11 protein-coding genes are annotated in these 13460 nt (G+C 74.7%); 10 read left to right on the top strand and 1 reads right to left on the bottom strand.

The window, feature by feature from the left end; genetic code table 11:
• The first annotated feature begins 14 nt into the window (after window positions 1-14).
• The 10 genes from egtA (at window position 15) to ACIQGZ_RS22150 (ending at window position 13065) form a co-directional block, all read left to right on the top strand.
• Window positions 15-1382 (top strand): ergothioneine biosynthesis glutamate--cysteine ligase EgtA, encoded by a 1368-nt coding sequence (egtA, locus tag ACIQGZ_RS22195; protein ID WP_402604309.1) that lies wholly within the window; start codon window positions 15-17, stop codon window positions 1380-1382.
• Window positions 1379-2770, top strand: a complete 1392-nt coding sequence (gene egtB / locus ACIQGZ_RS22190; protein WP_402604444.1) for an ergothioneine biosynthesis protein EgtB — start codon at window positions 1379-1381, stop codon at window positions 2768-2770. Before egtA ends, egtB begins: the two co-directional genes overlap by 4 nt.
• Entirely contained in the window at window positions 2770-3522 is a 753-nt protein-coding gene (gene egtC, locus ACIQGZ_RS22185; RefSeq protein WP_402604307.1) for an ergothioneine biosynthesis protein EgtC, read from the top strand. Before egtB ends, egtC begins: the two co-directional genes overlap by 1 nt.
• Before the next feature lie 62 nt (window positions 3523-3584).
• Entirely contained in the window at window positions 3585-4577 is a 993-nt protein-coding gene (egtD, locus tag ACIQGZ_RS22180) for an L-histidine N(alpha)-methyltransferase (RefSeq protein ID WP_402604305.1), read from the top strand.
• A gap of 117 nt (window positions 4578-4694) precedes the next feature.
• A complete protein-coding gene (locus tag ACIQGZ_RS22175; RefSeq protein WP_402604303.1) occupies window positions 4695-7367 on the top strand; it encodes a nitrate- and nitrite sensing domain-containing protein in 2673 nt (890 codons plus the stop codon).
• On the top strand, window positions 7364-7798 hold the full coding sequence (locus ACIQGZ_RS22170) for a roadblock/LC7 domain-containing protein (RefSeq protein ID WP_402604301.1): 435 nt from the start codon (window positions 7364-7366) through the stop codon (window positions 7796-7798). The genes ACIQGZ_RS22175 and ACIQGZ_RS22170 overlap by 4 nt, the downstream gene beginning before the upstream one ends.
• On the top strand, window positions 7795-8184 hold the full coding sequence (locus ACIQGZ_RS22165; protein WP_402604299.1) for a DUF742 domain-containing protein: 390 nt from the start codon (window positions 7795-7797) through the stop codon (window positions 8182-8184). Before ACIQGZ_RS22170 ends, ACIQGZ_RS22165 begins: the two co-directional genes overlap by 4 nt.
• Complete coding sequence (locus ACIQGZ_RS22160; protein ID WP_402604298.1) at window positions 8165-8770, top strand: GTP-binding protein; 606 nt, start codon at window positions 8165-8167, stop codon at window positions 8768-8770. The genes ACIQGZ_RS22165 and ACIQGZ_RS22160 overlap by 20 nt, the downstream gene beginning before the upstream one ends.
• A gap of 51 nt (window positions 8771-8821) precedes the next feature.
• Window positions 8822-9955 (top strand): FAD-dependent monooxygenase, encoded by a 1134-nt coding sequence (locus ACIQGZ_RS22155; RefSeq protein ID WP_402604296.1) that lies wholly within the window; start codon window positions 8822-8824, stop codon window positions 9953-9955.
• Window positions 9956-10098: 143 nt separating this feature from the next.
• On the top strand, window positions 10099-13065 hold the full coding sequence (locus ACIQGZ_RS22150; protein WP_402604294.1) for an FAD-binding and (Fe-S)-binding domain-containing protein: 2967 nt from the start codon (window positions 10099-10101) through the stop codon (window positions 13063-13065).
• Here the strand turns inward: ACIQGZ_RS22150 and ACIQGZ_RS22145 are convergent.
• Complete coding sequence (locus ACIQGZ_RS22145; protein WP_402604291.1) at window positions 13053-13460, bottom strand: PPOX class F420-dependent oxidoreductase; 408 nt, start codon at window positions 13458-13460, stop codon at window positions 13053-13055. The genes ACIQGZ_RS22150 and ACIQGZ_RS22145 overlap by 13 nt on opposite strands.

Genomic DNA, 13460 nt, shown 5'->3' with positions numbered 1-13460 from the left:
GGATGGTGAGCCGTGTGAAACCCGTACGCCCCCCGATAGCCGCCGACACCGGACAACCGCAGGCACCACCCACCGTCACCCCGCTGACCGAGTCGCGGGCCCAGGACCACGTGGCCGGGATCTGTTTCAAGATCGGACCTCCCCGGCGGGTGGGCGTGGAGCTGGAATGGCTGGTCCAGGACGTACGGGACGCGGCAGCGCCCGTGGACCCCGCCCGCGTCGACGCCGCCGTCGAGTCCCTCGGACTCCGGCCGGACGCCACCCTCCCCGCAGGCTCCCGCGTCACCCGCGAACCGGGTGGGCAGGTCGAGCTCAGCTCCCCGCCCGCCGACTCCCTCGCCGACTGCGCCGACACCACGCTGCGCGACCTCGGCGCCCTGCGCACCGCCTTCGCCGCCCACGGTCTGCGGCTGACCGGCTCCGGCACCGACCCCCACCCCCGGCCCCGCGAGGTGGTGGTGCGCCGCCCGCGCTATGCGGCGATGGAGGAGTTCTTCGCCCGGGGCGGCCCCTGGGGCAAGATCATGATGTGCGCCAGCGCCTCGGTGCAGGTCTGCCTGGACGCGGGCACCGAAGCACCCGGGCCGCTCGGCTTCCGGGAGCGCTGGCGGCTGGTGCACCTGCTCGGACCGGTGCTGGTCGCGGCGTTCGCCAACTCCCCGCTGCTGGACGGCCGCCCCACCGGCCGCCGCTCCACCCGGCAGGCCGTCTGGGAGCGGATGGAGGCCAGCCACACCCTCGCCCCCGCCCCGCAGGGCCCCGACCCCCGGCAGGACTGGGCCCGGCACGCGCTGGACGCCGAACTGCTCTGCGTACGCCGGCCCCCCGGCCGGCCCTGGACGGCCCCGTCCGGACTGACCTTCCGCGACTGGCTGCGCGGCGCCGGAGAGCGCCCGGCCACCCTGGAAGACCTCGACTACCACCTCAGCACCCTCTTCCCGCCGGTGCGCCCGCAGGGGCACCTGGAACTGCGGATGATCGACGCCCAGCCGGGCGACGGCTGGCTGATCCCCACCGCCCTGGTCACCGCGCTGCTGGACGACGCCCGCGCGGCCGACCAGGCGTTCGCCGCGCTGGAGCCGCTGGCCGGACCCGACCCGGAGCACCCCGCGCCGCGCGGCCCGCTCTGGCAGCGGGCCTCCACCCACGCCGTGGCCGACCCCGCGCTGCGCGCCGCGGCGGTGGCCTGCTTCGCCGCCGCCGACGCGGCGCTGCCCCGGCTCGGCGCGCCCGAGTCGCTGCGCCGCGCGGTCGCCTCCTTCGCGGAGCGCTACCCCGCCGCCGGTCGCTGCCCGGCGGACGACCAGCTGGACGCCCTGGCCGGCCGCGGCCGGCCGGACGCCGGGCCCGACCTCACCACGCAGGAGGCCGCACCGTGCTGAACACCGAGCCGTCCGCCCAGCCCGAGCCGTCCGCCCAGCCCGAGCCCGCGTCCCCCGCGCCCACCTCGCCGGCCCCGCTCCGCGAGCGGATCGCCGCCGAACTGCTGGCCGCCCGCGAGCGCACCGCCGTCCTCACCGGCTCGGTGGACGACCGCGACCTCACCGCCCAGCACTCCCCGCTGATGTCGCCGCTGGTCTGGGACCTGGCCCACATCGGCAACCAGGAGGAGCTGTGGCTGCTGCGCGGCGTCGGCGGCCGCGACCCGATGCACCCCGAGATCGACCCGCTGTACGACGCCTTCGAACACCCCCGCTCCGAGCGCCCCAGCCTGCCGCTGCTGCCGCCCGCCGAGGCGCGCGGCTACGCCCACGAGGTGCGCGGCCGGGTGCTGGACCTGCTGGAGACCACCGCGCTGGACGGCCCCCCGCTGCTGCGCGGCGGCTTCGTCTTCGGCATGATCGCCCAGCACGAGCAGCAGCATGACGAGACCATGTTGATCACCCATCAGCTCCGCCAGGGCCCCCCGGTGCTGGCCGACCCGCCCCCGCCGCCCGCGCCCGCCGACGCCGCCGCGCTGCCGGCCGAGGTGCTGGTGCCCGGCGGCCCGTTCACCATGGGCACCAGCGGCGAGCCCTGGGCACTGGACAACGAGCGGCCCGCCCACCAGGTGCACGTCCCCGGCTTCCTGCTGGACACCACCCCGGTCACCAACGGCGCGTACCAGCGGTTCATCACCGACGGCGGCTACCAGGACCCCCGGTGGTGGACGCCGGAGGGCTGGGAGCACCGGCGGCGGGCCGGTCTGGAGGCGCCGCTGTTCTGGAGCCGGGAGGGCACCGGGTGGCTGCGCCGCCGCTTCGGCAGCACCGAGCCGGTGCCGGACGACGAACCGGTGCTGCACGTCAGCTGGTACGAGGCCGACGCCTACGCCCGCTGGGCCGGGCGGCGGCTGCCCACCGAGGCCGAGTGGGAGAAGGCCGCCCGCCACGACCCGGCCACCGGCCGCTCCCGCCGCTACCCGTGGGGCGACGCCGACCCGACGCCCGCCCACGCCAACCTCGGCCAGCGGCATCTGCGCCCGGCCCCGGCGGGCAGCTACCCGGCGGGTGCCTCCCCGCAGGGGGTGCGGCAGCTGATGGGCGACGTCTGGGAGTGGACCGCCAGCGACTTCCGGCCCTACCCCGGCTTCAGCGCCTGGCCGTACCGGGAGTACTCCGAGGTGTTCTTCGGCGACCGCTACAAGGTGCTGCGCGGCGGCTCCTTCGGGGTGGCGCCGATCGCCTGCCGGGGCACCTTCCGCAACTGGGACCACCCGGTGCGGCGGCAGATCTTCGCCGGCTTCCGCACCGCCCGCGACGCCGAGCCGCGCCACCCCGGCGGTGCCTGATGTGCCGCCACCTGGCCTATGTGGGCCCCCCGTGCGCCGTGCGGGAGCTGGTCACCGACCCGCCGTACGGGCTGCACCAGCAGGCCTGGGCGCCCCGGCTCCAGAAGTACGGCACCGTCAACGCGGACGGCTTCGGCGTCGGCTGGTACGCGGACGGCGATCCGGTGCCCGCCCGCTACCGCCGCTCCGGGCCGATGTGGGCCGACGCCTCCTTCACCGACCTGGCCCGGGTGGTGCGCACCCGGGCGCTGCTGGCCGCCGTACGCTCCGCCACCGACGGCTGCGCGCCCGGCGAGGCGGCGGCCGCCCCGTACGCCGCCGACCGCTGGCTGTTCAGCCACAACGGGGCGCTGCCGGGCTGGCCGGCGGCGTTCGCCGGCCTCGCGGCGGGCCTGCCGCCCGCCGACCTGCTGGCGCTGGAGGCGCGCTGCGACTCGGCGCTGGTCTGGGCGCTGGTGCTGCGGCGGCTGCGGGACGGCGCCGGGCCGGGGCAGGCGCTGGCCGACACCGTGCGCCAGGTCGCGGAGTGCGGCGAGGCCCGGCTGAACCTGCTGCTCACCGATGGCGATGTGATCGCCGCCACCACCTGGGGGGACACCCTGTTCCACCGTCTGGAGCCGGGGCGCTGCGTGCTGGTCGCCTCGGAGCCGGGGGACGACCGGCCCGGCTGGACGCCGGTCCCGGACGGCTCGCTGCTGCTCGCCACCGCCGACGCGGTCACCGTCCGCCCGCTGGCGGGACCGCCCGACTGACGGGCGTGCGCGACGCACGCCGACGGCACCCCCGTTCCCCCCGTGTGAGAGGACGTTCCGCCATGGCCACCGCCTTCGACCTGACCCGCCAGCTGCCCGCCGACCACGTCAGCGCCGCGCTGCGGCACGATGTGCGCCACGGGCTCACCTCCGAACCCAAGTGGCTGCCCCCCAAATGGTTCTACGACGCGCGGGGCAGTGAGCTGTTCGAGGAGATCACCCGGCTGCCCGAGTACTACCCGACCCGGGCCGAGCGGGCGATCCTCACCGCCCGCGCCGCCGAGATCGCCGCCGCCACCGGTGCCCGGACGCTGGTCGAGCTGGGCTCCGGCTCCTCGGAGAAGACCCGGCTGCTGCTGGACGCGCTGGGCGACCTGGGCACGCTGCGCAGCTACCTCCCGGTGGACGTCAGCGACAGCGCGCTGCTGGACGCCGGGCGGGCGCTCACCGCCGAGTACCCGGGCCTTGAGGTGCACGCGGTGGTCTCCGACTTCACCGCGACGCTGGATCTGCCGCCCTCGGAGGGGCCGCGCCTGGTCGCCTTCCTCGGCGGCACCCTCGGCAATCTGCTGCCCGCCGAGCGGGCCGGTTTCCTGGCCGCGCTGCGGGCGCAGCTGGAGCCGGGCGACGCGCTGCTGCTCGGTACCGACCTGGTGAAGGACCCGGCGGTGCTGGTGGCCGCGTACGACGACGCCGCCGGGGTCACGGCGGCGTTCGACAAGAATGTGCTGAGCGTGCTCAACCGGGAGTTGGACGCCGACTTCGACCTGGCCGCCTTCGACCATGTGGCCTGCTGGAACGCGGAGTCGGAGTGGATCGAGATGCGGTTGCGCTCCCGTGCGGAGCAGAGCGTGAAGATCCGCGCGCTGGATCTGGTCGTCTCGTTCGAGGCGGGGGAGGAGCTGCGGACCGAGATGTCGGCGAAGTTCCGCCGCCGGGGTGTGGCGGCCGAACTGGCCGCCGCCGGGCTGGCGCTGGCGCACTGGTGGACGGACCCGGAGGAGCGGTTCGGGCTGTCGCTCGCGGTGAGGGGTGATCAACTTCCGTCCGAATAGCGGACTCTGGCGTCTCAGACGAATGTTTCGCCGTCGACATCTTGTATGACTAATATCGCCATGTCATCTGGCCGTCCATCAGGACGGTCCCTGTCAACATGACCGCGCAGGGGAGACATGGCACAGCGTAGGCGTGCGTCGGATCGGCATGCCCGGAAGAAGAAGTCGGGCCCCTCGCGGCTCGGCTCGCTCAAGATGGTCCTGCTGATACTGGCCCTGGTCCCCAGCATCGCCGTGGTCGCCCTCTGGTCGGTGAGCTCGGTACGGCTGTACGCGGACTGGCGTACCCAGAAGGCGCAGAACACCCTCGCCTACCGGGCCGGATTCCCGTCCAACCTGGTGTACTTCAACCTCCAGGCGGAGCGCCGGCTCAGCGCGGACGCGCTGGCCGGCCCCAAGGAGTCCAAGGAGGCCAGGGAGGCGCTCGCCGCCCAGCGGCAGCGCACCGACCAGGCCGTCGGGGCCTTCCAGTCGCTCTCCGACATCGAGTCCGGCGACGCACCCCGCGAACTGCGCGACGCCCTCGCCAAGGCACGCAAGGAACTGGGCCAGCTGCGGGTGTACCGCGACAGCGTGGACCACCGCAGCACCACCCAGCAGCAGATCTTCGCGTACTACACCAACCTGGTCGAGACCGACCTGCGGCTGTTCAACGCGCTCAGCGACGCCGACAACGGCCAGGTCGGCTATGTGTCCCGCGCCCTGGTGGACACCTTCTGGGCCAAGGAGATGCTCGCCCGCGAGGACGCGATGCTGGCCCGCGCCTGGTCCGGCCGCACCCTGAGCGTCCAGGACCACCTCCAGCTCACCGGCTGGATCGGCGCCCAGAAGTTCGCGCTGGAGAGCAAGGTCGCGCCCTACCTGGCGCCCGACGAGCTGAAGCTGTACACCACGCTCATCGAGAGCACCGCCTGGCAGGGCAAGAACGCGGTCGAGGACTCGCTGGTGCGCGCCGGCAGCAAGGGCGGCACGGACGGCAACGAGGTGACGCTGCCGGGCGGCATCCGCACCCAGTGGCAGCAGAGCGTCGCGCAGATCGACCCGCAGTTCCAGCAGCTGCTCCAGACCCGCACCATGAACGTCAGCGCGCTGGGCGACACCACCGTGCACAGCCTGCTGGTCCGCCTGGTCACCACCAGTGTCGTCGGCCTGGTCGGCGTGCTGCTGGTGGTGCTGATCAGCTGGCGGCTCACCGGCACCCTGCGCAAGCGGGTCTTCTCGCTGCGCGACGAAGCCCTCGACGTGCAGACCAGGCTGCCCGCGATGGTCGACCGGCTCGCCGCGGGCGAGGTCGTCGACCTCGGCGAGGACAGCCGGGCCGGCCGCCGGAGCACCGACGAACTGGCCCAGCTGGAGGACGCCCTCCAGCAGGCCAGCCGCACCGCCATGGAGACCGCCGTCCGCCAGGCGGAGCAGCACCGGGGCTTCGAGCGGCTGCTCCAGCGCATCGCCCGCCGCACCCAGCTGCTGATCGGCCTCCAGCTCAAGAAGCTCAACGAGATGGAGCGCAAGCACGAGGACCCCGAGGTGCTGGAGGGTCTCTTCGACCTCGACCACCTCACCGCCCGGCTGCGCCGCTACGAGGAGAACCTGGTGATCCTCGGCGGCGGCCAGCCGCAGCGCCGCTGGCGCAAGCCCGTCCGGCTGCTGGACGTGCTGCGCGCCGCACAGGGCGAGGTGCAGGACTACCGCCGGGTGCAGATCGAGGTCGAGGGCCGCCCCTGGGTGGCCGAGCGCGCGGTCGGCCCGATCGTGCACGTGCTCGCCGAGGTGATGGAGAACGCCGTGACGTTCTCCAAGCCGCCCACCCCCGTCGAGGTGCGCGCCGGACTGGTCGGACGCGGCATCGCGGTCGAGATCGAGGACCGCGGCCTGGGCATGGACGAGGCGCAGTACGACGCCGCCAACGCCATGATGGCCGACCCGCCCCGGATGGACGTCATGACCCGGGCCGACGACGCCCGGCTCGGCCTGTACGTGGTGGCCCGGCTGGCCGCCAGCCTGGATGTCAAGGTGGAGTTCCGGGCGTCCGCGTTCGGCGGCACCCGGGTCATCGTGCTCATCCCGGCCGACCTGGTCGCGCAGAACCCCGACGCCGCGCCCGAGCGCGACGACGAGGGGCGCCACCTGGCCGCCGTACCGCGCCCGGAGCCGGACGAGGCGGACTTCGTCACCCCGGAGTTCGCGGACTTCGACGACCTGGCCGATGACCTGGCCGATGATTTGGCCGACGACCTGGTGGCCACGCACGGCCCGGCCACCGACGGGGCGGACACCACGCTGTCCTGGCAGCCGGACCCGTACGACGGCGGCGACCCGTACAGCAACGGCCGCGGCCACGGCGACCGCGAGGACCTCAGCCGACTGGTGAGCACCACGCTCGACGCCTTCACCCGCCGGACCGGGGAGACCATCGCGCCGCCCAGGACCGGCGCCCCGGAGCAGCAGGTCCCCGGCCTGCCGGCCCGCGCCCGGGGCCGGGCGATGTCCGAGGTGACCCCCGGCGGGTTCGAGAACCAGCCCACCCCCGCCGCCAACACCCGGCCGCTGCCCAAGCGGGTGCGCCAGGCCAGCCTGGTGGACGAGCTGAAGGAGCCGCCGGCCGCCCGCCGGTCGGCCGACCCCCGGGACACTCGGTCCCCGCGCCCGGAACCCGCCCGCATCGGCTCCGCCATCGGCGCCTTCCAGCGGCAGTCCCGCATCGCCCGACTCACCGGGCCCGACGACCAGAACGCGACCGGCACAACCACGCCGGAAGGCAAGCGGCCCACGACGGAAGACCGAGGATGACCACGAGAACCACCGCCACCGACCACGACCTGGACTGGCTGCTGGACGGCCTGATCGACCAGGTTGCAGGCAGCCGGCACGCGGTCGTGCTGTCCGACGACGGCCTGGTGATCAGCCAGTCCCGCTCCATCGAACGTTTCGACGCCGAACGGCTGGCCGCGGTGGCCACCGGGCAGCAGAGCCTCGCCAGAGGCGTCGGCGACCTGTTCGGCGGCGGGCCGGTGCACCAGGTCATCGTGGAGATGTCCGACCTCTGGCTGTTCATCACCAGCGCCGGCCGGGGCAGCCACCTCGCGGTGATCGCGTCCCAGGACGTCGACGCCGAGGTGATGGCGGTCGCCATGCACACCCTGATCCAGCAGGTCGGCCAGAAGCTTGGTACCGAGGTGCGGAGCGAGATCGGCGCCGCCGATGGAGGTGGACGTGGGTGAACCACTGGACGGACGACCTAGAGGCCGATGACGGCGACGAGTCGCTCGTCAGGCCGTACACGATCACTCGCGGACGCACCGCGTCCGAGCGGGACGACCTGACACTGATCACGGTGATCACCACCCTGGACCCGGACATCGTGCCGGTGGGCGCTGCTCGGGCACTCCAGCCCGAGCACCGGACGATCATCGAGCAGTGCCGGCGGCCCGCAGCAGTGGCGGAGGTCGCAGCCGAACTGGACCTTCCGGTCTCGGTGACGAAGATCCTGATCGGCGACCTGGTCGCACAGGGCCGGGTGACGGCCCGACCGCCGCTGGCGATAGCCCAGGGCGGCGTGGACATAACGATTCTTCGGGCGGTGAGGGATGGGCTCCGCAGACTCTGACAACGGAGCGGTCGCCGGCGGTGCACCCGCGGCGGTCAAGGTACTGATCGCGGGCGGATTCGGCGTCGGCAAGACCACCATGGTGGGCGCGGTCAGCGAGGTGGCGCCGCTGCGCACCGAAGAGGTGATGACCCGGGCCAGCGTCGGGGTCGACAGCCTCGAAGGGGTGGGCGGCAAGTCCACCACCACGGTCGCGCTCGACTTCGGCCGCATCACGATCAGCCACGACCTGGTGGTGTACCTGTTCGGCACGCCCGGCCAGGAACGCTTCTGGTTCATGTGGAACGACCTGGTCAACGGCGCGCTCGGCGCGGTCGTCCTGGCCGACACCAGACGACTGGAGAGCAGCTTCGCGTCGATCGACTTCTTCGAGAGCCGGGGCATCCCCTTCGTCGTCGGCGTCAACTGCTTCCACGGCGTACGCGACCGCAGCGTGGCCGAGATCCGCGAGGCCCTCGACCTCGACCCCGGGGTGCCGCTGCTGATGGCCGACGTACGGCAGCGCTCCGACGCCCGCGACCTGCTGCTCGCCCTGGTCGACCACCTGATGACCCTGCGGACCGAGGTCCCCGAGCCGGTCGGCTGACCGGCGCGCCACCCCGAACCCCGCACCACACACACCGGAGGAAGTACACCCATGGCCCTTGCAGAGCGCGTCCTCGTCCACGGCGGAGGTATCGGCGGGCTCGCCCTCGCCGCCGCCCTCGGCAGCCGGGGTGCGGAGGTGGACGTCGTCGAGCTGCGCGAGGGTGACGGGGCACTCGGCGTCGGCATCATCCAGCCCTCCAACGCCCTGCACGTCATGCGGGAGATCGGCGCCCTGGAGGACTGCCTGGCCGTCGGCTTCGAGAGCGACGCGCTCACCGTCTGCTCCCCCGACGGCGACGTGCTCGCCACCATCCCGCACCCCCGGATGGACGGCGCCCCGGCCTGCAACGGCATCCCGCGCCCCGCCCTGGCCGAGGTGCTCACCCGGGCTGCCGAGAAGGCCGGCGCCCGCATCCGGCGCGGCACCACCATCACCGACCTGGCCGACGACGGCGACGGCGTGGACGCCACCCTGGCCGACGGCACCGAGGGCCGCTGGGACCTGGTCGTCGGCTTCGACGGCATCGGCTCGCCGCTGCGCCGCCGGCTGTACGGCGACGCGTACGAGCCGGAGTACACCGGCTTCGCCAACTGGCGGGTCACCGTCCCGCGCGCCCCCGAGGTGCGGGGCGTGCTGATGAGCACCGCCCGCGACGCCAGGAAGGCGCTGCTCACCCCGATCTCCCAGGACCTGATGTACATCGCCTCGGTCAACGCCGAGGCGCCGGACTTCCGGCCCGACCCGGAGCGGGCCCATGAGCAGTTCAAGGAGCGGCTGACCGGCTTCGGCGGTCCGGTCGCCGCCGCGCTGGAGCACGTCACCGGCCCCGAGGGCGTCGTCTACTCCCGGATCTCCCAGGTCACCGTGGACGCCCCCTGGCACCGGGGCCGGGTGGTCATCGCGGGCGACGCCGCCCACGCCTCCACCCCGCACCTCGCCCAGGGCGGCGCCATGGCGGTGGAGGACGCGCTGGTCCTCGCCCAGGAGCTGGACCGGGCCGACACCCTCCCCGAGGCGCTCGCCGCCTGGGAGGCCCGCCGCCGGCCCCGCGCCCTGTGGGTGCAGAACCTCTCCCGCGCCGTGCTCCGCCAGGAGACCGGCCAGCCCACCACGCCCGAGGACGACGAACTCCTCAAGATCGGCATCCCGGGCGCCAACCACTACCTCGTCCAGCCCTACTGAGCCCGGTCCTACCGAGCCCGGTCCTACCGAGCCCGACGCTACTGGGCCCGACGCTACTGGGCCCGGCGCTACTGGGCCCAGCCTTACGGAAACCTCTCCGGTCGGCCCCGGGCGGCGCACACCGCCGCCCGGGGCCGACCGGCATGACCGGCACCCGGCGCGGGGAGGCAGTCACCGTGGCGACCAGCAGACCCCCGACCCCCGCCCGGCGCGTCCCCGACCGGCACACCCCCGACCGGCACCCCGACCTCGCGGCGGCGCTCACCGCCGCGATCAGCGGCGAGGTGCGGTTCGGCACGGCCGAACGCACCGTCTACAGCCACGACGCCTCCAACTACCGCCACCTCCCGGCCGGAGTGGTCAAACCCGCCGACCCGGACGACGTCCGGGCGACCGTCGCCCTCTGCCGCGAACACGGCGTGCCCCTGGTGCCCCGGGGCGCCGGCACCAGCATCGGCGGCCAGGCCATCGGCCCCGGCGCGGTGGTCCTCGACTTCCGCCGCCACCTGGACCGCGTCACGGCGCTGGACCCCGACCGCCGCACCGCCCGCGTCCAGCCCGGCGCCGTCCTGGACACCCTGCGCGCCGCCGCCCGCCCGCACGGCCTCACCTTCGGACCCGACCCCTCCACCCACAGCCGCTGCACCCTCGGCGGCATGATCGGCAACGACTCCTGCGGCTCCCACTCCCTCGCCTGGGGCCGCACCGCCGACAATGTGGACTCCCTGGACCTGCTGCTGGCCGACGGCACCGAACTCACCGTCGGCGGCCCGACCGGACCCGAGGAGCGCGCCCGGCTGCGCCGACTGCCCGGCCGGGCCGGCGAACTGCACCGCGCCCTCCAGGACCTGGCCGCCGACCACCTCGCGCTGCTCCGCCAGGGCTTCCCCGAACTGCCCCGCCGCGTCTCCGGCTACGCCCTGGACGCGCTGCTGCCCGAACGCGGCCATGACCTCGCCCGAGCCCTCACCGGCACCGAGGGCACCTGCGCCGTACTGCTCGGCGCCACCGTACGGCTGGTCGCCGCACCCGCCGCCCGCGCGCTGGTGGTGGCCGGCTACCCCGACGAGACCGCCGCCGCCGACGCGGTGCCCGCGCTGCTCCCGCACCGGCCGCTCACCATGGAGGGCATGGGCGCCGACCTGATCGCCGCGCTGCTCGCCGCCGGCCCCCGCCCGCCCGCGCTCGACCGGCTGCCCGCCGGGCAGGGCTGGCTCTTCATGGAGGTCGGCGGCGACACCCCGGCCGCCGCCGAGGACGCCGCCCGCACCCTGGCCGGCGCCGTCCGCCGCGACGGCGCCGCCGCAGCGGTGGTGACCGACCCCGGCGAGCAGCGGCAGCTGTGGGGCGTCCGCGAGGCCGGGGCGGGCATCGTCACCCGGCTGCCCGGCGGCGGTGAAGCCTGGCCCGGCTGGGAGGACTCCGCCGTACCGCCGCAGCGGCTCGGCGGCTATCTGCGCGAACTGCGCGCCCTGCTGGCCGCGCACCACCTCAAGGGCGTCCCGTACGGGCACTTCGGTGAGGGCTGCGTCCATCTGCGGATCGACTTCCCGCTCGCCCGGACCGACGGGCGGGCCGCCTTCCGCCGCTTCCTGGAGGACGCCGCCGACCTGGTCGTCGCGCACGGCGGCTCGCTCTCCGGCGAGCACGGCGACGGCCAGGCCCGCGCCGAACTGCTGCCCCGGATGTACCCGCCGCAGCTGATCGAGCTGTTCGCCCGCTTCAAGGCGATCTGGGACCCGGAGAACCTGCTCAACCCCGGCAACCTGGTCGACCCCCGACCGCTCGACCGCGACCTGCGGCTGGACGGCCTGCCCGAGCGGCGGCTGCCGCTGGTCTTCCCGTACCAGGACGACGACGGCAGCCTCGCCAAGGCCGTGCACCGCTGCGTCGGCGTCGCCAAGTGCGTCGACACCACCACCGGCGTGATGTGCCCCAGCTACATGGCGACCGGCGAGGAGCGGCACTCCACCCGGGGCCGCGCCCGGCTGCTCGCCGAGATGCTGCGCGGCGACGCCATCCCGGACGGCTGGCGCTCACCCGAGGTACGCGAGGCGCTGGACCTCTGCCTGGCCTGCAAGGGCTGCGCAAGCGACTGCCCGGTCCACGTCGACATGGCGACCTACAAGGCGGAGTTCCTGTACCACCACTACCGCCACCGGCCGCGCCCCGCCGCGCACTACTCCATGGGCTGGCTGCCGCTCTGGCTGCGCGCCGCCGCCCTGGCCCCGGGCGCCGCCGACCGGGTACGCCGCTCACCGCCGCTGGCCGCGGCCCTCAAGCGGATCGCGGGCATCGCCCCCGAACGGGACCTGCCCGCCCTGCCCGCCGAGACCTTCAGCCGCTGGTTCCGCCGCCACCGCGCCGCACACCCCGCCGACCCCGGCGCGCCCCGGCTGCTGCTCTGGCCCGACACCTTCTCCGAACACCTGGAACCGCAGGTCGCGCGGGCCGCCGTGGCGGTGCTGGAACACCTCGGCTACGCCGTCGAACTCCCCGACCGGGCGGTCTGCTGCGGCCTCACCTGGATCTCCACCGGGCAGCTCGGCACCGCCCGCCGGGTGCTGCGCCGCACCGTACGCACCCTGCCGCCGGACATCCCCGTCGTCGGCCTGGAGCCCAGCTGCACCACCGCGCTCCGCGACGAACTGCCCGCCCTGCTCGGCCGCGACCCCCGGGACGGCGCCGCCGCCCGCGCGGTGGCCGGCCGGGTCCGCACCTTCGCCGAGGTGGTGGACGCGCACGCCGCCGCGCTGCCGACCCTGCCGGGCAGCGCGATCACCCAGGTGCACTGCCACCAGCACGCCGCGCTGGGCACCGACGCCGACCGGCGGGTCACCGCGCGCCTGGGGCTGGACAACCGGGTGCTGGACTCCGGCTGCTGCGGCCTGGCCGGGAACTTCGGCTTCGAGCGCGGCCACTACGAGGTCTCCCGGGCGGCCGCCGAGCGGGTGCTGCTGCCGGAGATCCGCGCCGCCGCCCCGGAGACGCTGGTGCTGGCGGACGGCTTCAGCTGCCGCACCCAGATCGCCCAGCTGGGCGGCGGCCGCCGGGCGCTGCACCTGGCCGAGGTGGTGCAGCGGGCGCTGGCGGAGCGTCAGCCGGACTGAGCCGGGTCCCGCAGGGTGATCCGGACGCCCACGGTGCCGGCGCGGCCCCGGCGCAGCCGGCTGCCCAGCAGGGTGAGCCGCCCCACCAGGCCGTACTTGCGGGCCAGCAGCGCCCGGTAGCGCTCGGTGGCGGCCGGGTCCAGGATCTCCGCGCTGCCGGGCACCGCCGCGCCCCCGGGGTTGCCCCGGAGGTCGCAGGGGGCCACCAGGACGTCCGCCCGGTTGCGGATGCGCTTGACCTTGCCGGAGTCGGCCGTCGTCCACACCCCGAGCGCTTCGCCGTCCCGGACCACCCACACCGGCGTGGGGATCGCGCTGCCGTCCCGTTTGAACGTGGTCAGCAGCAGGTACTTGCCGTCGCCCGGCCGGGCGGGGATGCTGCCCTGAGTCGTCAT

Source organism: Streptomyces sp. NPDC092296 (genome assembly GCF_044755465.1).
Lineage (GTDB): Bacteria > Actinomycetota > Actinomycetes > Streptomycetales > Streptomycetaceae > Peterkaempfera.
The sequence above is the reverse complement of the archived record's forward strand: the minus strand, read 5'-3'. Positions and strand labels throughout refer to the sequence as shown.

Excerpts from the sequence above, each read along its gene's own strand:
- egtC (WP_402604307.1), top strand. The coding sequence starts at position 2,770 with ATGTGCCGCCACCTGGCCTATGTGGGCCCCCCGTGCGCCGTGCGGGAG.
- egtD (WP_402604305.1), top strand. The coding sequence starts at position 3,585 with ATGGCCACCGCCTTCGACCTGACCCGCCAGCTGCCCGCCGACCACGTC.
- ACIQGZ_RS22175 (WP_402604303.1), top strand. The coding sequence starts at position 4,695 with ATGGCACAGCGTAGGCGTGCGTCGGATCGGCATGCCCGGAAGAAGAAG.
- ACIQGZ_RS22170 (WP_402604301.1), top strand. The coding sequence starts at position 7,364 with ATGACCACGAGAACCACCGCCACCGACCACGACCTGGACTGGCTGCTG.
- ACIQGZ_RS22160 (WP_402604298.1), top strand. The coding sequence starts at position 8,165 with ATGGGCTCCGCAGACTCTGACAACGGAGCGGTCGCCGGCGGTGCACCC.
- ACIQGZ_RS22155 (WP_402604296.1), top strand. The coding sequence starts at position 8,822 with ATGGCCCTTGCAGAGCGCGTCCTCGTCCACGGCGGAGGTATCGGCGGG.
- ACIQGZ_RS22150 (WP_402604294.1), top strand. The coding sequence starts at position 10,099 with ATGACCGGCACCCGGCGCGGGGAGGCAGTCACCGTGGCGACCAGCAGA.
- ACIQGZ_RS22145 (WP_402604291.1), bottom strand. The coding sequence starts at position 13,460 with ATGACGACTCAGGGCAGCATCCCCGCCCGGCCGGGCGACGGCAAGTAC.